Below are 20,715 nucleotides of genomic sequence, written 5' to 3'. Positions count from 1 at the left end.
GAACAAATCGAAGCGTAGCGTAGATTCATTGAACACCAAAACAAAATATCAACTAAGTGAAATAAAGAGCAAAGAACAAAGAGCAAACAACATTGGGAATAATTCAATCTTGCTTCGAGAGTCATTCGAGAGTTCTTCGACAAAAAACTAATTTTCCCATGCATACTCAGCGCAGGGTTGGAGAAGTGTTGGAGAAAACTAGAGTCAACGCTCACCCAATCCTCCCAAAAAAGCAACCACCAAAAAAGGCAAAAAAACGATCCTTCTCAGGTCATTCCCCAATGTTTTTTTATCTTTACGACTATAACAAACGATCACAATGAATAAAAAAACAATTCAATCATGGGTCTTGACGGCGGTTTTATCTGTTATAACAGCGTCAACGACAGTAGCACAAGACAACCTTGTCAATGCTTTAAAATTAAATGCAAGTGACAAAAGCAAGGAGCTTTATCAGTTTAAACCAGTCGTAGATATTGAAAATACATCGATTAAAAATCAGGGATCTTCAGGAACATGTTGGAGTTATTCGGCTAACTCCTTTATCGAATCAGAAATGATGCGCATGGGAAAACGCCCAGTAGAAATTTCACAGATTTATTCTGCGCGTAATGCTTATATTGAAAAAGGAAAGATGTATGTGCGTATGCAAGGTGCTGTTACTTTAGGAGATGGAGGAGCTTTTCACGATGTAATGAATATGTACCGCATGTATGGAGCTGTGCCACAAGAAGTATATACAGGATTAAACTACGGAACGAAGAAAAATCAATTTGGTGAAATGGCAGCCATCCAAGAAGGTGTATTAAAAGCTGTCGTTTCGAATCCAAATGGCAAGCTAACACCAAACTGGCAAAAAGCATATACGGCAGTAATTGATGCGTATTTAGGTGAAGTTCCAGAAAAATTCAAATGGGAAGGAAAAGAATATACCCCTCAAACATTTGCAAGTGAAGTAATCGGTATTAATCCCGATGACTATATTGAAATTGGTTCCGATATGAACTACCCATACTACGATAAATTTGTTCTATTAGTACCCGATAACTGGGCATTTGACCAAGTGTATAACGTAAAAGTAGATGAAATGACGGATATTATCGACCAAGCAATCAACAACGGATTTACTGTTGCTTGGGGAGGAGATGTGAGCGAAAAGTATTTCAGTTGGAAAAATGGAGTGGCTTATGTTCCTGAAAAAGATTGGGAAGAGATGAATGAAGACGAACGCAAAGAAATCTTCAACGGACCAAAACCTGAGCGCAAAGTAACAGCGGAAATGCGCCAAAACGCCTTTGATAATTATTCAACAACCGATGATCACGGCATGCATATTGTAGGAATAGCGAAAGATCAAACAGGACGTGAATTCTACATTGTGAAAAACTCATGGGGAATTACAAACGATCACGAGGGGTATATGTACATGTCTAAGGAATATGTAAAATACAAAACAACGGATTTCATGGTGCACAAAGATGCTTTGTCTAAAGACATGAAAAAGAAATTGAAAATCTAAAAGAAAATAAAAACAAAAAAAGAAAGCTATGGAAATGTTATGGAAAGGACTAGAACAGATGTTAGATTCAATGTGGCATGCTATACCTAAAATAATTTTAGGATTAGTTATTCTAGGAATTGGATCGTATCTAGTTAAGCTCGTTTTAAAGGTGATTCGCAGACGTTTGGAGAAAAGAGACGTTGAGCTGTCGTTACGCGGTTTTTTATTAAGCGTTGTCAAAGCGACGTTGTATATTATTTTGCTAATTGTAGTGGCAGCTACGATGGGATTCCAAGTTGCGGGAATTGCAACAATTTTCGCTTCTGCAGGTTTGGCAATTGGTTTGGCGTTACAAGGTAGCTTGTCCAATTTTGCTGGAGGTGTGTTAGTTTTACTATTCAAACCGTTTAAAGTAGGGGATTATATCTCCAATCCAAGTGGAACAGAAGGAACAGTAGAACGCATTGATTTACTCTATACAACACTAACAGGACCTACAGGATTAAAGGTATTTAGCCCCAACGGTCCCTTAGCAAACTCCGTGATTACAAACTATTCTGAAATTACATCTAGACGACATGACTTCGTGGTGGGTATTGGGTACAGTGAAAATATAAAAGAAGCACAAACAATTATTTTAGGTGCTTTAGCCAAACATCAAGCTGTACTTCAAAATCCGGCACCAATTGTGTTTGTCAGTAATTTAGGCGATAGTGCTGTAGATTTAAACGTGCGTACTTGGATCGGAAAAGCCGCTTATTGGGATACTGTATTTGAAATCCAACAAGTGGTAAAAGTAGCGTTGGATGAAGCAAATATCGAAATTCCTTTTCCACAACGCGATTTACATATTGTTTCCGATAAAACGAAATAGTGTAGTGGAGAAGGGAGATGGGAAATGGGAGAAGGGTAAATTTTCGACTATACTAGAGTACACAAATAAAAAAGGGATGAGTTGTTGATAAACTCATCCCTTTTATTGTTCTTTATTTCACTTAGTTGATATTTTGTTTTGGTGTTCAATGAATCTACGCTACGCTTCGATTTGTTCTTTGCGCTTTGCGCTTTGTTCTTTGCTCTTTGTTTGATTTTCTCTTCATAAGAGAATCTTTTTTCAACTAGATGTAATGAACCAAAAGCCGAAAGCCGAAAGACAGTTTTTTTGTTTTGGTGTTCGATGAACCTACACTCCGTTACGATTTTCACTTCGCTACGGTTTCTCCCTTCTCCCTTCTCTCTTCTCCCTTCTCTCTTCTCTCATTTCCCATTTCCCTTCTCTTCACCACTCACCATTCACCACTCACCACTCACCACTCACTATTCACCAATCACATAATCTTTGTATTCTGCTGCAATTTGATCAAACAAGTTTAACAATTCCGTTACGTCATCTGTGGTAACTAATTTTAGGCGATGGGGTTTGAACCCGTGGATGCCTTTGAAGTAGTTAGTATAGTGACGGCGCATTTCGACGATACCCAAGCGTTCACCTTTCCATTCCATGGACCAGATTAAATGGTTTTTAGCAGCTTCTAAGCGATCTTTAATAGTAGGAGGAGGTAAGAATTCTCCTGTTTGAAAATAGTGCTTTATTTCGTCAAAAATCCAAGGATAGCCTATGGCAGCACGACCAATCATCATACCGTCTAAGCCAAATTTCTCTTTGTACTCCAATGCCTTTTGTGGGCTATCGATATCGCCATTGCCAAAAATGGGAATTTTAATACGCGGATTGTTTTTGATGCGTTCAATATGTGTCCAATCCGAATGCCCTTTGTACATCTGCGCACGGGTTCTCGCGTGAATCGTCAGGGCTTGTACCCCTACATCTTGCAAGCGCTCCGCTACTTCATCTATATTTATTGATTCCTCATCCCAGCCCAAACGCGTTTTTACCGTTACCGGTAATGAGGTGCTCGACACCACCGCTTTGGTTAGGCGAATCATTAAATCAATGTCTTTCAATACACCCGCACCCGCACCTTTGCATACTACTTTTTTTACAGGGCATCCAAAATTAATATCCACTAAATCAGGACGTACCGTTTCTACGATTCGCGCTGACATCGCCATCGCTTCCTCATCGCCACCAAAAATCTGAATACCAACAGGGCGCTCGTAATCAAAAATATCCAATTTCATCTTGCTTTTTATAGCATCGCGAATTAATCCTTCAGAAGAAATAAATTCTGAATACATTAAATCCGCCCCGTGTTTTTTACACAAACGGCGAAAAGGAGGATCACTCACATCTTCCATCGGTGCCAAAAGCAACGGATGATCAGGTAGTTCTATATTGCCAATTTTAATCATAATCGTTTTCGATATTTCCTGCAAAAGTACAATATTTTATTTTTTCGTTTTTTAGAACTTTACAAAGAAGATAATTAAGGGGAAATGGAATTAAAACTCAAGGATTCCGTATCTTTAAACCCTTATAGAAGTAAATGACATGAGATTAAAAGCGTTTGAATTGACCCCGTTCCATATCGAATTCTCTTTTGATAAACTAAAAGACGAGTTGAAAAAGTTTATTGCGCTTGATTATGGAAATCCCTATAAAAAAGCGTATTATGAAGATCTTTTAGCCAGAGCGGATCAGCAACTCATCGTCGAAGAAGAAGTCGTTGATACGCCAATGACAGATACGTATGAAAGTTTGGTAAAAGAACTCTTTGACGTTATTTTTCCATCAGCTTTATCCGACAATGAAATTAAGGCCGTTTCTATGCCTTTTCAAAATATAATGTTCAATCACACCCGACGTTTTAAACAAATTATTTTGGATGCTGGTGGGACGTATACGGGTGAAATCCGCAATTTTAATCAAAATGAATACTATATCGCGTGTTGTTGTATTATTATGAACTTTTACTTCAATACCAATTTCGATCTCAGCCAACCCCTGTTTATTGATCTACCCGATAAACGCGGTATTACGCGATATTATCGCGTGTTGTATAACGCAGATTTTGTCGAACTATCTCCCAGAGAAAATGCAGTAATGCTCACCCAAAAAGACATCGAATTGCTACAGGATAATTACGATGATTTTGAACTGTGGCAACGCTATTTTCCACAAAAAAGTTGGGATCTCAAGGGATTTGGTTTGTTGAGTTTAGTCGATGTAACCTTTGAAAATGCCTTGTCATTACTGAAAGAGAGCTTCTTAAAAACCGAACTACAACGCAAGCCATTAGGCGATTTTGTCAATCAGTTATTCAGTTCTATTTTTAAATTGCCCAACCTGAAAATTGGATTAACGGTTTTGCGTGGAGACACTACTGCTCAAGCAGAACTCAAAAACGTCATGATTGTCAACAGCTATTTGCTCAATGAAGAACAGAGTCAAATTGTTATTTCTGCTCAGGCCTATCGTCGACTGATGGTGCAGAAACAATATTTTAGCATTTCTGATGTGGAGGCTGAAATCCAACATGAAGAACACCGAGAAATGTGTGAGAACCTGGAGAAAAAGGGAGTTCGCAGCTGTTTGTTTAGCCCGATTATTACTTCTACAGGGATTGAGGGGATTTTGGAAATAGTTTCGAGTAATCCGCGTGATCTTCACAGTGTGAATGCACAAAAGTTAAATGAACTTATGCCGATCATTGCGGAGACGATGGAACGGGTGAGGTCCGATGCTTTGAATCACATTGAGGCCATTATACAGCGGGAATATACCACCATTCACCCAAGTGTATATTGGAAGTTTCTCGAAGAAGCGCAGAAGAACTATATGGATAGTGTGGCAGATAAAAACTATATTTTGACGCCTATTGCCTTTCCCGATGTGTTTCCACTCTATGGTGAAATTGATATCAAAGGCTCTAGCCAACTGCGCAATAACGCTATCCAACAGGATTTAATGGCACAACTTAAACAGCTGTCTGATTTGTTGGAAGACTATGCCAAATCGAGTGACAATATCCTAATGGAGAAACACCGATTAAAAATTCAAGCCTATTACAAACAAGTAAAGAACCACTTTTATTCGGGCTTAGAACAACGCATTCAAAGCTATATTCGCGAAGAAATACATCCTTTGTTGCAAAAAGAAAGCTATTTGTTTAATGCAGAAAAGCTAAATGCTTACTTCGTGCATATCGATTATGAGTTAGATGTGTACTACCGTTATCGCAAGGTATTTGACAAGCAAATTGGACGTATTAACAAGTGTTATTCCGATATCTTAGACAAAAGACAAAAGCAGGCACAAGAGGTGTATCCACATTATTACGAGCGATTTAAAACCGATGGTGTAGAGCACAATATGTATATTGGTGATTCTATTTGCCCTGATCGTGCTTTTGATATTACGTATTTACAAAATTTGCGCCTGTGGCAACTCCAAGTGATAGCAGAGCAAATGTGTGTACATTACCGCAACAATATTCAAGATAAAATACCCATGGATGCAACATCGTTGATTTTGGTTTATGACGCGTCGTTGAGTATTCAATTTCGAATGGATGAGAAGCGTTTTGACATCGACGGTTCATACAATACCCGTTATGAAATTATCAAAAAACGCTTGGACAAAGCCATGATTCAAAACTCAGAAGAACGCATCGTACAACCGAAGAGTATTGCCATTGTATTTGCCTCCCATGCAGACCGCGATGAATACATGGGCTATGTCAAGTATTTACAGCATTTAGGTATATTACAATCTACTATTCAAGCTTTTGATGTAGAAGACTTGCAAGGCGTTTCGGGCTTAATTGGACTTCGTGTACTAGTGAATTTAGACTATAACCTAGAACTGCTGGATTATCCGCAACTCATGGTGAATTTCCTTAGAAACCAATACCTCTAAAAGCGAGAACAAACGCAATGACTGAAGCGAGAATACCAATAGTGAAAATAGTATAGGTCATGCGCAACAGGGTATACTTGCGGTTTAATACTTTTCCTAAGTAGTATAAATCGGTCGTCAAAGCTTCGTAAATATTTTCTTCCTTGCGGATTAAATTTCGCAGGGTTTTGTAATATTCATCTAATGGCATTTTGTGAAACGAACCAAAGAAAAGCAAGTTAACGGTGTGGTTTTCAATTTCTTCTTGAGAAAAAGTGCCTGCCGTTACTTTGGGCCTTGTAGACATGATGGCAAAAATAATGGTAGCTACACTAAAGAAAATTAACACAAAAGTCGGAATGATCAAGTGTGCATTTGAAGGGCTATCTAATTTGGGAATCAGGGTAGATAAACAAATAGAAATGATAATTGCATTGACAGACAATAGAATATTCGCCTTGCGATCTGCAATGGCACTCAGTTGCGTGTGATTGCGTAAGGTGGTGCGAAATAGGGTGTCAATCGATCTAAAATGTTCTCTTTTATTGTTTTTTTCCTTCTTCTTTTTGTCTTTTTCAATACGCGTTTGAATGGCAAAAATATTCTGTTGTTTCTTGGGTTGCCATTTTTGACGGGCGTAATCGGTGTAGTAACGGTGTCTGTAAACGAGAAAATTCAAGTTCTGTTGGTTCCATTCCTCTTGCGTAAATTTAAAATCACACGTTGTGGTCAATTCATCTAAAAGCAAATTGCTCACCTCGATAAAGTCATCATCAGCCATATGTGCAAAATCCGCATCTTTGATGATGCACTCCAAGAGATTTGTAGGTACATGATCCAACTTAGTCGCTAAAATTAAGGCTTTAATACACTGAATATCTTCGGGTGAAACGCCTTGCTCTTGCAGATAGGCTTCGGCAATAGCGGCTCCGTTTTGTTCGTGTTCTTCACATGATTTTGTATAGCCAATATCGTGAAACCAAGCGGCGAGTTTCAAGTTCATCGCTTCTTTTTCACTGACTTCGATCTTTTTTAATAGCTCATCTAAACCATTCACTACACGTATAGTATGGTTAAAATTATGATAGGTATATTGTTGTGATAATGTATCTTTGTATAGTTGAAAGATATATTCTTCAACCTTTTGTAAAATAGTCATAGCAACCCTCTTTTTATGTCTAAAAATATGAAATTATTTAGTCAAAACCCTGATTGGCGTATTAAAATTAAGCCAATGGCATATTTTCTCCTTGTTTCCTTGCTGTACTCTTGTGCGACATTGCATCCTCAACAGCGCGTAGATAAGGAACAACTAGCAGTAGAAGAACGTACAAAAGAGAATAAAATTGTACATACGTACTATTTAGTCGGAAGTTTACTCGAAGCAAAATCTGCGGAAGAACAAGCGCATATTGCGCAATTGAGTCGCATTTTTGAACAAGCAGATAAGCAAGCTACCTTGGTTTTGCTAGGAGATAATATACAGAAAAAGCAGCTCAAGCAAGCAGATGACCTTCGATTGAATACAGCCTTGACTTGGGCCAACCAATTCAAAGGGGAAATGGTCTTTATCAATGGAGAGGCAGAATGGAAAAAAGGGTATGAAGGAATTAAAGATATTGCTAAGTTTTTATCGACAACTTTAGCCGATAAAAAAGCACTCTTACCGCGTAAAGTATGTGGTTATGAGCGTTTGAAGATTAATGATGAAACGGTATTAATCACCGTAGATAGCCAATGGTATTTAGAAAATTGGGACAAACAACCCAATATGAATGAGGATTGCGATATCAAAACACGCGAAGACTTTTTTGAGGAACTAAGAGGAGAAATCAATAAAAATCAAAATAAAATTGTGGTTTTGGCACTGCACCATCCCGTGTACAGCACAGGAAATCACGGGGGATATTTTTCACTTCGCGATCACCTGTATCCGTTTGAGGCGAAAATTCCACTGCCTGTGGTGGGATCTGTGATTAATTATACCCGAGCTGTCTCAGGTATACAAGCCCAAGATTTGCAGGGAAAAAAATACAATACACTAAATAAGCGTTTGCAAACGATGGCCCAGATGTACGATAATGTTGTTTTGGTTTCTGGACATGAGCGCAACTTACAATACATAGAGAAAAATGGAGTAAAACAAGTGGTCAGTGGTGCCTTAGGCGCGTTATCTCCAGCAAGAGCCATTGAGCCAGGTAGTTTTTCTGCTGGTCAATTGGGGTATGCGACGTTGGAAATTGCTGCGGATAAAAGTACCTATGTTACGTTTTATTCCTTTGTAGATGGACAGCATCAACAGCTTTGGCGAAAACAAATTTTTAAACCAGAACAAGCCGTAGTGGAAACGTTTGGAACACCCAAACAAGATTCAATTGTTGCCAGTGTATATCCAACAAAATGGACAAAAAAGGGCGGTTTTTACCGTTTCTTATGGGGAGAACACTATCGTTCGACCTATGGACAACCGATCTTGGCTCCTGTAGCGAATTTAGACACGTTAAAAAGGGGATTAACGCCTTTGATTTCAGGTGGGGGACATCAATCCTTGTCTTTGCGTTTAGCGGATAAAAACGGAACCCAATACGTGATGCGTGGGGTACGAAAAAGTGTGTCTCGCTTTTTGCAAACGGCTGTTTTTACCGATCAATACGTGATGGAATCGTTTGACAATACTTGGGCAGAAGGGTTTATCTATGATTTTTATACCACAGCACATCCCTATACGCCTTTTATTATTGGCGATTTATCCGAACAAGTAGGCATTTATCATACCAATCCCGAGCTGTACTATATTCCCAAACAACAAGCTTTGGGAGCGTTTAATGCGAAGTATGGAGATGAATTATACATGATTGAAGAACGCCCAAGTGAAGGACATGATGAGGCAGATAGTTTTGGAAATGCCGCAAAAATCATCAGTACCACAGATGTCATTGCCAATTTGAGAAAAAGTGAGAAATACGAAGTGGATGAGCCCCTATATTTGCGTGCGCGAATCTTCGATATGCTGATTGGCGATTGGGATCGACATGGCGATCAATGGAGATGGTCTGAATTTAAAGAAGGAGATCAAACGATGTATCGCCCCGTACCAAGAGATCGCGATCAGGCGTTTGCCAAAATTGACGGTGCGTTGTTATCGCTGATCAAAAAATTACCCGTATTGCGCCACATGCAAAATTATACGGCTGATTTTGCTAGCCCGCGCTGGATTAACCATACGGCATTTCCGCTGGATCAATACTTGCTTAAGTCAACCACGGAAGAAGATTGGATTAACGAGGCTCAATCGGTTGTTGATGCCTTGGATGATGAAAGCATCGATCGCATTTTTGCCCAACTTCCCAACGAAGTACAAGGCGAAGATATCGAACACATCAAAGAAGTACTCAAAGTGCGCAAGCAAAAAATAGTCGCTTATGTGCCTCGATATTACAAGGAATTGCGCAAGTATGTTGTTTTATCGGGTACGGATAAAAAAGACACCTTTACCCTGAAGCGAAAGGAAGATGGTTCGGTTCATGTGATGCAGTTTAGAGAGAAAAAATCAGGACCAGAACCCCTGTTGATGAAAACGTATTACCCAAATGAAACCAAAGAAATTTGGGTGTATGGATTGAATGACGAAGACACTTTTATCGTTGAGGGAAGTAAAAAAGCGCCCATCAAATTGCGTTTAATCGGTGGGAAGAATAAAGACACCTTCCAAGTAGAACAAGCGAAAAATGTGGTTGTTTACGATTATGCCGATAAGAAAAATGAAATAGCCGAAGAAGGGGTAAAAGCAAAGCACTATTTTACCAATCGCTATGATCTAAATAATTTCAATTACGAGAAATTGCCTTTGACTATTAATATGCTCTTGCCCAATGTGGGTTATAACCCAGAAGATGGAGTGAAATTGGGCTTCTTGTATTCCTCAACACGCAGAAAGTTTGTACAAGATCCCTATAGTGCAAAACACGTAATTAAAGGGTTCTATTCTTTCAATACCAAAGGAGTAGAGGCAGAATATAAAGGGCATTTTCCCAATGCAACGAACAATTGGGGCTTTACATTAAGCGGAAGAGCAACCAGTCCTAATTTTGCAGTGAATTACTATGGCATAGGGAATGAGACGGCGTATTTTGACGAGGAAATGGGGGATGAATACAAACGCGTTAGAATCGAGAGCTATACCGTTGCACCAGGCTATAAATATCAGGGCGAAAATGGCGGTTCTTTTGAAGTAAATGCCGAGTATAAAGCCATGAAAGTGCAAGATAAATCCAATCGATTTATTACGAGTACTCCAGATGTAGTGGATCAGAAAGTATTTGATTTTCAACAATACGGAACCCTTCAGGCTGCCTATGATTTTCAACAGTATAACAATCAGGCAAACCCGACAAAGGGATTTGCTTTTCACACCACAGTGGGATGGAGAACGAATCTAGAAGACAGCAAGCAAAACTTTCCGTTCCTCGATGCCAAAGTGAGCTTTGCACACTATTTAGAGCGCAGTGAACGCTTGATTTTGGCAACGAATTTTACCTATCAAACGCGATTAAATTCCAACTACGATTTCTACCATGGGGCTACCATTGGAGGAAATACCAATTTAAGGGGATTTAGACCCGAGCGATTTACAGGGAAAACCTCTTTTGTACAAACGACAGACTTGCGTTTTAACGCAGGACAATTTACTGCAGGATTCATTCCAATGTCCTATGGGGTATATGCCGGATTTGATTATGGACGCGTTTGGACTCCAATGGAACAATCATCCAAATGGCATAATGCATATGGAGCAGGATTATGGGTCAATGCAATCGAACAAGCTACCCTACACTGTTCATATTTTTACAGTAAAGATGGTGGACGATTCGTCTTCGGATTAGGGTTTGGGTTTTAGTTGATTCAAGTCTAACTTGTAAATCTTGCCTCCCGACTTCTTTTTGACTTCATCAGCAATATATAAAGTGCTGTCATCGCCAAAGGTGACAGCTTCTTTTTGAGTATCGTGATAAAGTTTGTGTACTTCTATTTTTCCATCGAGAATAGCATTGGGATTGAAGTTGTCAATGACCCAAAGTTTGGTGTGTGACAATAAGACAAAGGTCTTTTGATCAGGGCTTAATGCGGCTCCGGTAATAGCACAGTGTTTGTAGACATTACAGCTGCGAAAGGTCTGTACGTATTCGGCTTGGTGATGTCCAGCTTCATTGGGGATTTTATAGACCAAAGACGTACCATCAAAGGCCTTGCTTCTGTTTTTAGTGAAGAGGTAAAAATGGTCGTCGTAGTAGAAAAAAGCTTCCGCATCATAGAGCATCTCGGTTGCTTTGGGTGGAAATTCTTTTTGCTCCGGATATTCAAAGGTAATGACGTAGTCTGCCTCGGTTGAGGTAGCCGTTAAGTTGTTTTTGTTGATCTTGATAATTTGTAAATCTCGACGACTGTTCTTGTTGTTTCCAAAATCGCCAATGTATAAATTCCCATCTGTATCAGTGGTTAACTCTTCCCAATCTCTATTTTTTTGGTTGTTTATTTTTAGGGTGTGCATTAGCTGACCCAAGGAGTCAATTTGATATAATTCACTTTTATTTCCACTATCTTGTAGTACCCAAAAGGAATGTGAATTTGCGTCATAAGACATGCCTGAAACTTCTTTTAAAAACGAGGGAAGTGTGGTATAATCTTGGATAACTTCACTCTTCTGACTGCAACTAACCAAAGAGCTGAAGACAAAAACAACGAGAGGGACAAACTTTTTCATACTAGCGTAAATTTTGTAAACTAAAGTACGGAAAAACTTCCGAGGAAACGAATACGTGTGTTGGAATATTATACGGGTATACGATCAATTTTTATTTTCAAAAGAGCAAGCGCGTTCTTCTCTTTGCTTGTCTATGAAAAAAAAACGTTTACTTTCTCGCGATTAAAAGTGAATATCTCCGTCAAAAATTCAAACTTTAAAGTATATTTGCAAAATATAGGCGTATTGTTTGTAATTAAAATAAAACGAAAGTCTTACAACTTAGATCACGGGGATAAGAAGTCCTATTTCTTCTGACTTTTTACTTTACTGATCTTATAATAATGGATATAACCAAGATGAAGAACATTAGAAACTTTTGTATTATTGCTCACATTGACCATGGAAAGAGTACGTTAGCAGATCGTTTGTTGGATGCTACACAAACGGTAAGTGCGCGTGAGCAACAAAATCAGCTTTTGGATAGTATGGATTTGGAGCGTGAGCGAGGGATTACAATTAAATCTCATGCGATCCAAATGGAGTATGAATACAAAGGCGAAAAATATATATTAAACTTAATTGACACACCCGGACACGTAGATTTCTCTTACGAAGTTTCTAGATCTATTGCGGCTTGTGAGGGTGCGTTATTAATTGTAGATGCGGCTCAAAGTATTCAAGCACAAACCATTTCAAACTTGTATTTAGCCTTAGAGAATGATTTAACGATTATTCCTGTTTTAAATAAGATTGACTTGCCAAGTGCGAATCCAGAAGAAGTAAGCGACGACATTGTCAACCTATTGGGGTGTGATTACGAAGAGATTATTCCTGCTTCTGGTAAAACAGGATTGGGAGTAGAAGAGATATTAGCAGCGATCATTGAAAGAGTTCCTGCGCCAAAAGGAAATGTAGATGAGCCTTTACAAGCGCTTGTTTTCGACTCCGTATACAATCCTTTTAGAGGGATTGAGGTAATCTTCCGTGTAATTAACGGAAAAATTACTAAGGGGCAGAAAATTAAGTTCATGGCGACGGGCAAGGAGTATTTTGCAGATGAGATTGGTACGTTAAAGTTAAATCAAGTGCCTAAACAAGTGATCTCTAGTGGAGATGTTGGATACTTGATTTCAGGTATTAAAGAGGCAAAAGAAGTAAAAGTTGGGGATACCTTGACCGATGCAAAAAATCCTACTCAAAACATGATTGAAGGATTTGAAAACGTAAAACCAATGGTATTTGCGGGTATTTATCCTGTAGATACAGAAGATTATGAAGAATTGCGTAACTCGATGGAGAAATTGCAATTGAACGATGCTTCTTTAGTGTTTGCTGCTGAAAGTTCGGCTGCTTTAGGATTTGGTTTCCGCTGTGGATTCTTAGGGATGTTACACATGGAAATTATTCAAGAGCGCTTGGAAAGAGAGTTTAATATGACGGTAATCACTACGGTTCCCAACGTGTCGTATTTAGCCTACACTAAGAAAGACCCGGAAACACCAATTGTGGTAAACAACCCATCGGACTTACCGGAACCGTCAAAATTAGAACGCGTAGAAGAGCCGTATATCAAAGCAACAATCATTACCAAGGCTGATTTCGTTGGTCCAGTTATGAGCTTGTGTATTGAGAAACGCGGAATCATCACCAACCAAACCTATCTAACCGAAGATCGCGTAGAGTTGATGTTTGATATGCCATTGGCAGAGATTGTATTTGATTTTTACGATCGATTGAAAACCGTGTCTAAAGGGTATGCTTCTTTTGACTACTCACCAATTGGTATGCGTACGTCCAACTTAGTGAAAGTAGACGTGATGTTGAACGCCAACGTAGTGGATGCACTATCTGCTTTAATGCACGCTGACAATGCGTATCACATTGGGAAGAAGATGTGTGAGAAATTAAAAGAATTGATCCCACGTCAACAGTTTGATATTCCAATTCAGGCTGCTATTGGTGTAAAAGTAATTGCACGTGAAACAGTAAAAGCATTGCGTAAAGACGTTACAGCAAAATGTTACGGAGGGGATATCTCGCGTAAGCGTAAATTATTGGAAAAACAAAAAGCGGGTAAAAAACGCATGCGTCAAGTAGGTAACGTGGAAATCCCACAAGAAGCTTTTATGGCTGTATTAAAATTAAACGACTAAAACGATTATTCGTTCGATATAAAGACTATCTCATTTTGGGATAGTCTTTTTTTTGTCAAAAAACTATTTAGAACCAAAAAATACGATGAAAAAAGGATGTATACTAGCCGTGATGTTGGCGTTTATTTCGTGTAAAGATACGACGACACCTACCCCGCCAGAAACACCAAATACAGCTGTAGAACGGGTAAGTATAGAAGATGCTGGATCGCCAGTTAGTACGGAGAAAAAAGTGATCAACAAAGAAGAGTATCTCCAAGTCGATGTGCTGTTGCCGATGTTTTATGACAAAGAGTTTTACGGAGAAGAAGTGAGTAAAATCGATCGTTCTTGGATGGGGTTGTTTGAAACCAAAGGGCAATTTCAAGTGAGAAAAGTGGCTTATGCTTTAGAAGAAGAACTGAATGAATGTACAGAATCTATCGTCATTGGCGTTTTTGCAAAAGAAGAAGTGCAACCGTTGTTCTTTTTGAGTGAAACGACAGCGATAGGCAAAGGAAAAAAAGAATCTTTAACCCTAAGCAAGACTCCGCTTTGGGCCAACACACCACAGGAATACGTTTTTAAGGGCAAAACGTACGTTTTAAGAGCAGAAGGTAAAGAAACCAGCGCTTACCTCTATACCGATGATGAAGAGGTAGAAAAGACTTTTAAACAGTTTGAAAATTACAAGCTGTATTTGAGTATTGATGGCAATGAGGAACAACTGTTACTCGATATTCCACATTTCAATGACACTTTTGTACAACTATTATTCGTTGGAGATTTAGATGAGGATGGAAAATTGGATTTTATCTTTGATACTTCCGCTGATTATGAACAGAAACGCGTGGAGATTTACCTGTCTAAAGACGCCAAACACAATGCATATTTAGCTGGAACAACAACAGTAGACTTTGCTTGTTAAATGAATAAAATAAAAAAACCCGCTGCACGTGCAGCGGGTTTTTTGTTCGATTGCTATTTCTTCGTGAAATCCCCTACGTAAATTGTAGTGAATTTTGAAGGCTGTAAGTATTTCTTAATGGCAGCATTCACTTGTTTCACCGTTAACTTATCGATGTCCTGATTCAATTTGTCGAAATCGGAAAAAGGAAGGTCATACGTTAAGTACAGATTAGATAAAGACATTAAGTAACCATCTGTACCTAGACTTGTCTGTCTAGAGTTTTTCCAGCTTACTTTGTTTGTTTGTAACTCTTCTTCTGTGATTCCATTCGCTACTAATTTTTCAAACTCCTCGTTGATTCCGCGCTCTACTTCGGCGCGTTTGGTTGGATTTAAGAAAGCGTAAATGAACCAGCTTGAATTGTTGTTGTTGGGATTTGACGGTACAGATAATTGAGTACCTGCTCCGTAGCTGATTCCCTCTTTTTCGCGTAAACGCTGTGGGATACGCGCAGTCATAAAGCCACCGCCCATGACTTCATTAGCAAAAACCAAGGCTGGATAGTCTGGGTTTGATTTGTTCATCTCAAAAGTTAAGCTCCCTACAGCCGCCGCATTTTCCTTGTCTGGGGTCTGTATAATTTCTTTTCCTTGTTTGGTCGCAAAGAAGGTTGGATAAGCTCGTTCAAATTTTACCTGATTGTTCCAGTTCCCTAATACTTGTTCCAGTAATTCTTTGGCCTGTGTTTGATCGGACATACCCAGTACTGTAGCAACTCCGTTGTTAGCACCGAAGAATTTAGTATAGAATTCTTTGATTTCTGAAATACTAACTGCCTTATACCCATCAATGTCTTCTTGTGTAGAAGACGCATATAAAATGCTTCCCTTCGGTTCATTTGACATAGCTTGCGCTATTTTGTTGAAAGCAACCGTTTGCGGATCATTTAAGTTACCTTCCAAATACGTAGAGTATTCCAATTTTAATTTGGTTAATTCACTCTCAGGGAAGACTGGATTTTTCAATACATCATTTACGATATCCATGGTTTCTTTCATGGTGTTTCTGTACGAAGAAACAAAGATTGAAATGGTCTGACCGCTAAATTGAATGCGCACACTTGATTTTAATAGGTCTAACTTATCTTGGATCTCCTGTTTTGACAGGGTTGTTGTACCTGAAGTCAACATAGAGGCAGTAAGTGATCCAATGTATTGTTTGTTGTGTAAATCTTTTTGATTTCCGACAGGAATCTGAATTGAGATGTTTACTTGTTCTCCCTTTAAATCCTTGTCAATAATTCCGTATTTCATTCCATTACTCAATTGGCCAGACGTATAATTTTGTTGTAAGTTGGCAATGGTAGGAGCGAAATCGCGAATATTGTGAGCGGTTTCTTTTCCTTTGTAATCTTTAACTAAAGCATCAATATCTTTATTTAAAAATTCGGCTGGTTTTACGCGAACTTCGTCTTTTGTTGGGATAAATAAACCAACAGTGCGGTTGTTGTCTGTAAAGTATTTCGTAGCTACGCGTTTGATATCTTCTACCGTTAAGTTTTCAATATTGTCACGGTACATAAAACCGAGGCGATAATCTCCAGAACCAATGATTTCTGTCAAGTTAATGGCCGTGCCAATCGTGTTGTTTTGCAAGGCTTCGATTCCTTTTAAAAGATTTGTTTTTGCGCGATCGAGGTCTTCTTGTGAATAAGAAATCGAGCCAATTTTAGCCATTTCTGCTTTAATTTCAGCCAAAGTTTTTACTTGATCTTTCTCGTTGGGAACATCGAAGTTGAATAACATAAAGCTGGCGTCTCTAACTGTAGGGCTATAGGCCCATAGCGAAGATACTGTTTGATTTTCCACTAGGGCTTGGTGTAAATAACCCGATGGATCATTGGTTAAGATGAGCTCTAATGCTGCTAATGCCGCGTAGTCTTTGTCTGCATAAGAAGCGGTGTGATATAACATTTGGATGTGTTTGCTATCGCCATTGCGTTTTACTTCAATGTATTTTTCACCATCTTGAGCTGGTTCAACCGTTGAGATCTCATCCAATACACGTTCAGGTCTAGGGATAACAGAGAAGTATTGCTCAATATATTCAATCGCTTTTTGTTCGTCAAATTTACCCGCTACCACCAAAACGGCATTGTCTGGTTGGTAGTATTTTTCGTAAAATCGTCTCAGTTGAGGTGTTTTTACGCGTTCAATATCCTCTTTGGATCCAATGGTGCTTAATCCGTAGTTATGCCATAAGTAAGCTGTATTGGCTGTGCGTTCCATTAATACGCTAGTAGGATCATTTTCTCCAATTTCAAACTCATTGCGCACCACAGAAAATTCTTTGTCTAAGTCTTCTTGTAATAAGGTTGCATTGATCATGCGATCTGCTTCCATTTCTAAGGCCCAAGAAAGGTTTTCCTCTGTAGAAGGAAATACTTCGTAATAATTGGTTCGGTCGTAATAGGTGGTACCATTAGCCGCTCCTCCTTTATCCGAAAGCATCTTTTTGATGTCACCTAAGTTTTTGGTACTTTTAAAAAGCATATGCTCTAATAAGTGAGCCATTCCTTTTTCGCCATACCCTTCGTGTTTGGATCCTACTTTGTATACAATATTGACCACTAAGTTGTTCTGTGAAGCATCTGGAATTAATAAAACTTGAAGTCCATTACTCAGTTTATATTCCTTTATATCTTCAATTTGAGTAACAAAACTCGCTTTACTTGCCTGTTGTGCTGCAATAAAATTGGAAAATCCAAGGGCACTAACTAGGACAAGGGTGTAAAATAATCTTTTCATTATTTGATCGTTTAAGATAGATTGGGTAAAATTCATCTACTTTTTGCGAAGTAAAATGAATACTATAATCGTTAGACGCGATTTTTTGGAATATGTTACTCTTTTATAAATAATTAATTGTGGAGAATGCGTGAAAGGATAAAAAAAAGCACGTAAACTTCTGTCTACGTGCTTGTATCTATTTCTTCAGAAAAGAAGAGAAAAAATCCCTTAATACTGGTTCTTATAGTGATTAAAATGGTGCAATAGCGTTTGTTTATCCGTATAGCCCGATTGTTTCCACAAGAGTTTACCTGCTCTGAATAACATAAGGGTTGGAACGCCTCTCATGTTGTATTGGGTGCTGTATTGAGCGGTTACCGCTTGATTTTTGTCTACGTCAATTTTGATAATGGTAATTTCATCTTTCAATACCGCTTTTACTTCTTCAAGTACTGGCGCTTGCATTTGGCACGGTCCACACCAAGTAGCAAAAAAGTCAACCAAAACAAATTGATCAGATTGAATTAACGCTTCAAATGTTGCCATTGTACTTATTTTAGATTAGAAGAACAGGTAGACGCACAGCTGTTGTCAGCCAAGGCAATCCCTGTGTTTTTAATGGCTCCAAATCCACCAATTACATCAATCATATTGTGGTATCCTCTTGCTTTTAATATGGATGCGGCAATTAATGAGCGGTATCCCCCTGCACAGTGAATATAGAAACTTCCTGTAGTTGGAAATTCAGCCAAGTGATCGTTCAGGAAGTCTAAAGGTGTGTGATTTAGGTTTTTGTATTCAATATGGGCGGAGTTGAACTCGCCTGGTTTGCGAACGTCAAAAATAGAGATATCTCCCGTTTGCATTGCCGTTTCGAGTTCAGTTGCTGTGACTTGTTGTACAGTATCATATTCTTTAGCTGCATTTTTCCAAGCGTTAAATCCACCGGCTAAGTACCCTAAGGAATTGTCATACCCCACGCGAGATAGACGGGTAATACACTCTTGTTCACGACCTTCTGGAGCGATAATCAGAATCGGTTGTTTAATATCCGTGATTAGAGCACCTACCCAAGGAGCAAATTGACCATCTAAACCAATAAAAATAGAACCAGGAATATGACCTTGAGCAAAATCTGCAGCCGCTCTTACATCGAGGAGTAACGCACCTGATTCTTCCGCTAAGGTTTCGAATTCACTAGGTGATAAGGCACGGTTGTTGTCGATAATAGTCTCCACATTGTCGTATCCTTCTTTGTTTAGTTTTACGTTGAGTGGAAAATAAGCAGGTGGAGGAAGTAAACCATCCGTTACTTCTTTGACAAACTCAGCTTCTGTCATGTCCGCGCGAAGGGCGTAGTTGTTTTGTTTTTGATCGCCTAAGGTTCCAACGGTTTCTTTGCTGAGGTTTTTCCCACAAGCCGATCCAGCACCATGCGCAGGGTACACGATAACGTCATCCGCTAACGGCATAATTTTATCGCGCAAGCTGTGAAATAGGGTAGCCGCAAGTTGTTCTTGGGTTAGATTCGCCGCTTTTTGCGCTAGATCTGGACGTCCTACATCCCCTAAAAATAAAGTATCTCCAGTGAAAAGGGCGTGATCTTTACCATTTTCATCTTTTAATAAATAGGTGGTACTTTCCATGGTATGTCCAGGCGTGTGTAGCGCTGTGATCGTGATTGCGCCTAATTTGAATACCTCTCCATCCGTAGCAATATGCGCTTGAAAGGTTGGATTGGCATTAGGACCATAAATAATAGGTGCTCCTGTTTTTTCTGCCAAAGTAACGTGTCCACTCACGAAATCTGCATGGAAATGCGTTTCGAAAATGTATTTAATAGACGCGTTGTCCTTGTTTGCTTTGTCTACGTATTGTTGTACTTCTCTCAATGGATCGATAATGGCAACTTCGCCATTGCTTTCTATATAGTAAGCACCTTGTGCTAAACATCCGGTATAAATTTGTTCTATCTTCATGAGTCTTGTTTATTTTTTAATTGAATAGTAAAAGTAAGAAGATGTTTTGAATTGATCAGTAACCTAGGTTACAAACTAAAAAAACACTTCTTTAGTAAAAATGTAAATGGCCATGAGTAATACAAAATAGCCAAATCCTTTTTTAAGGTTGTTATCTGGTATAAAACGGGTTAAGAATATACCAATGAATATGCCTACTATGGCGATTGCGCTAAAGGTTAAAAGTAAAGACCAATCAATCAGTGGATTGCTTGCATCGCCTAAAAAGCCAAACAACGATTGGATGGCCACAATAAACAGCGAGGTTCCTACGGCTTCTTTCATGCTTGCCTTAGCAAAGAGTACCAAGGCGGGAATAATTAAAAAACCACCGCCAGCGCCTACAGTTCCCGCTACAATTCCAATGAGTACCCCTTGTAGCATTAAGCTGCTTTTTTTGGGTGTTGTTTCGGATGGGGTGATTGCTTTGGGACGAATCATCTTCATGGATGAAGTAAACATCACCAGAGCAAAGAATACCATCAACAGGAGGTTCTTTGAAAGCCTAAGAGAACCGAGGGTTATTGTATCTGGAACCAGGGGGAGTACATAGGCCCGCATGACAAACACCGCTACCAAAGAGGGGATTCCGAAGAGTAAAACCATCGAAAAATTAACCTGACGATTCCACGCATTTTTAACCCCTCCAACCAAAGCGGTTGATCCGACGATAAAAAGCGAATAAGCAGTCGCTAAAAAAGGCTCTATTTTTAGGATATATACCAATATAGGCACCGTTAAAATAGAACCACCACTGCCAATTAAGCCCAGTGAGATACCGACAAGTAAGGCCAAAGCATATCCGATAATTTCTATATCCATGA

The 20,715-nt window shown here is 39.0% G+C and carries 13 protein-coding genes; 6 read left to right on the top strand and 7 right to left on the bottom strand.

The genetic code is table 11. The features are described from left to right. Positions 1-319: 319 nt before the first annotated feature. Entirely contained in the window at positions 320-1,519 is a 1,200-nt protein-coding gene (locus tag ACPDHL_RS09380) for an aminopeptidase C (RefSeq protein WP_430532506.1), read from the top strand. A 28-nt stretch (positions 1,520-1,547) separates the two neighbouring features. Beyond that, positions 1,548-2,375 carry a mechanosensitive ion channel family protein gene (locus ACPDHL_RS09375; protein WP_430532505.1) on the top strand — a complete coding sequence of 276 codons (828 nt, stop codon included), beginning with the start codon at positions 1,548-1,550 and terminating at the stop codon, positions 2,373-2,375. A gap of 443 nt (positions 2,376-2,818) precedes the next feature. Here ACPDHL_RS09375 and dusB read toward each other — a convergent pair whose 3' ends face one another. After that, complete coding sequence (dusB, locus tag ACPDHL_RS09370; RefSeq protein WP_430532507.1) at positions 2,819-3,814, bottom strand: tRNA dihydrouridine synthase DusB; 996 nt, start codon at positions 3,812-3,814, stop codon at positions 2,819-2,821. Positions 3,815-3,953: 139 nt separating this feature from the next. Here dusB and ACPDHL_RS09365 point away from each other — a divergent pair, with 139 nt between their 5' ends. Beyond that, positions 3,954-6,320 carry a hypothetical protein gene (locus ACPDHL_RS09365; RefSeq protein ID WP_430532504.1) on the top strand — a complete coding sequence of 789 codons (2,367 nt, stop codon included), beginning with the start codon at positions 3,954-3,956 and terminating at the stop codon, positions 6,318-6,320. On the opposite strand, the gene ACPDHL_RS09360 is transcribed toward ACPDHL_RS09365, so the two are convergent. Continuing rightward, complete coding sequence (locus ACPDHL_RS09360) at positions 6,301-7,458, bottom strand: Pycsar system effector family protein (protein WP_430532503.1); 1,158 nt, start codon at positions 7,456-7,458, stop codon at positions 6,301-6,303. The genes ACPDHL_RS09365 and ACPDHL_RS09360 overlap by 20 nt on opposite strands. A gap of 27 nt (positions 7,459-7,485) precedes the next feature. Here ACPDHL_RS09360 and ACPDHL_RS09355 point away from each other — a divergent pair, with 27 nt between their 5' ends. Then, positions 7,486-11,196 (top strand): metallophosphoesterase, encoded by a 3,711-nt coding sequence (locus tag ACPDHL_RS09355; RefSeq protein WP_430532502.1) that lies wholly within the window; start codon positions 7,486-7,488, stop codon positions 11,194-11,196. Here ACPDHL_RS09355 and ACPDHL_RS09350 read toward each other — a convergent pair. After that, positions 11,179-12,060, bottom strand: coding sequence for an SdiA-regulated domain-containing protein (locus ACPDHL_RS09350; RefSeq protein ID WP_430532501.1), 882 nt, complete (start codon positions 12,058-12,060; stop codon positions 11,179-11,181). The two genes, ACPDHL_RS09355 and ACPDHL_RS09350, sit on opposite strands and share 18 nt — an antisense overlap. Before the next feature lie 338 nt (positions 12,061-12,398). Between ACPDHL_RS09350 and lepA the strand changes: the two genes are divergently transcribed. Further along, positions 12,399-14,195 (top strand): translation elongation factor 4, encoded by a 1,797-nt coding sequence (gene lepA / locus ACPDHL_RS09345; protein ID WP_430532500.1) that lies wholly within the window; start codon positions 12,399-12,401, stop codon positions 14,193-14,195. Positions 14,196-14,280: 85 nt separating this feature from the next. Further along, positions 14,281-15,102: a hypothetical protein gene (locus ACPDHL_RS09340; protein WP_430532499.1), complete on the top strand. Its 822-nt coding sequence runs from the start codon at positions 14,281-14,283 to the stop codon at positions 15,100-15,102. 53 nt (positions 15,103-15,155) lie between these two features. Here the strand turns inward: ACPDHL_RS09340 and ACPDHL_RS09335 are convergent, their stop codons facing one another. The 4 genes from ACPDHL_RS09335 to ACPDHL_RS09320 form a co-directional block, all read right to left on the bottom strand. Beyond that, the gene (locus ACPDHL_RS09335; RefSeq protein WP_430532498.1) at positions 15,156-17,891 is read right to left on the bottom strand and encodes a M16 family metallopeptidase; all 2,736 of its coding nucleotides are present in this window, start codon (positions 17,889-17,891) and stop codon (positions 15,156-15,158) included. Positions 17,892-18,101: 210 nt separating this feature from the next. Next, entirely contained in the window at positions 18,102-18,419 is a 318-nt protein-coding gene (trxA, locus tag ACPDHL_RS09330; RefSeq protein WP_430532497.1) for a thioredoxin, read from the bottom strand. A 5-nt stretch (positions 18,420-18,424) separates the two neighbouring features. Continuing rightward, the gene (locus ACPDHL_RS09325) at positions 18,425-19,852 is read right to left on the bottom strand and encodes an MBL fold metallo-hydrolase (RefSeq protein WP_430532496.1); all 1,428 of its coding nucleotides are present in this window, start codon (positions 19,850-19,852) and stop codon (positions 18,425-18,427) included. Between the two features lie 75 nt (positions 19,853-19,927). Beyond that, positions 19,928-20,713 (bottom strand): sulfite exporter TauE/SafE family protein, encoded by a 786-nt coding sequence (locus ACPDHL_RS09320; protein WP_430532495.1) that lies wholly within the window; start codon positions 20,711-20,713, stop codon positions 19,928-19,930. Between the last annotated feature and the right edge of the window lie 2 nt (positions 20,714-20,715).

Source organism: Myroides sp. C15-4, assembly GCF_050522745.1.
GTDB lineage: Bacteria > Bacteroidota > Bacteroidia > Flavobacteriales > Flavobacteriaceae > Flavobacterium.
The sequence above is the reverse complement of the archived record's forward strand: the minus strand, read 5'-3'. Positions and strand labels throughout refer to the sequence as shown.

Excerpts from the sequence above, each read along its gene's own strand:
- ACPDHL_RS09380 (WP_430532506.1), top strand. The coding sequence starts at position 320 with ATGAATAAAAAAACAATTCAATCATGGGTCTTGACGGCGGTTTTATCT.
- ACPDHL_RS09375 (WP_430532505.1), top strand. The coding sequence starts at position 1,548 with ATGGAAATGTTATGGAAAGGACTAGAACAGATGTTAGATTCAATGTGG.
- dusB (WP_430532507.1), bottom strand. The coding sequence starts at position 3,814 with ATGATTAAAATTGGCAATATAGAACTACCTGATCATCCGTTGCTTTTG.
- ACPDHL_RS09365 (WP_430532504.1), top strand. The coding sequence starts at position 3,954 with ATGAGATTAAAAGCGTTTGAATTGACCCCGTTCCATATCGAATTCTCT.
- ACPDHL_RS09360 (WP_430532503.1), bottom strand. The coding sequence starts at position 7,458 with ATGACTATTTTACAAAAGGTTGAAGAATATATCTTTCAACTATACAAA.
- ACPDHL_RS09355 (WP_430532502.1), top strand. The coding sequence starts at position 7,486 with ATGAAATTATTTAGTCAAAACCCTGATTGGCGTATTAAAATTAAGCCA.
- ACPDHL_RS09350 (WP_430532501.1), bottom strand. The coding sequence starts at position 12,060 with ATGAAAAAGTTTGTCCCTCTCGTTGTTTTTGTCTTCAGCTCTTTGGTT.
- lepA (WP_430532500.1), top strand. The coding sequence starts at position 12,399 with ATGAAGAACATTAGAAACTTTTGTATTATTGCTCACATTGACCATGGA.
- ACPDHL_RS09340 (WP_430532499.1), top strand. The coding sequence starts at position 14,281 with ATGAAAAAAGGATGTATACTAGCCGTGATGTTGGCGTTTATTTCGTGT.
- ACPDHL_RS09335 (WP_430532498.1), bottom strand. The coding sequence starts at position 17,891 with ATGAAAAGATTATTTTACACCCTTGTCCTAGTTAGTGCCCTTGGATTT.
- trxA (WP_430532497.1), bottom strand. The coding sequence starts at position 18,419 with ATGGCAACATTTGAAGCGTTAATTCAATCTGATCAATTTGTTTTGGTT.
- ACPDHL_RS09325 (WP_430532496.1), bottom strand. The coding sequence starts at position 19,852 with ATGAAGATAGAACAAATTTATACCGGATGTTTAGCACAAGGTGCTTAC.
- ACPDHL_RS09320 (WP_430532495.1), bottom strand. The coding sequence starts at position 20,713 with ATGGATATAGAAATTATCGGATATGCTTTGGCCTTACTTGTCGGTATC.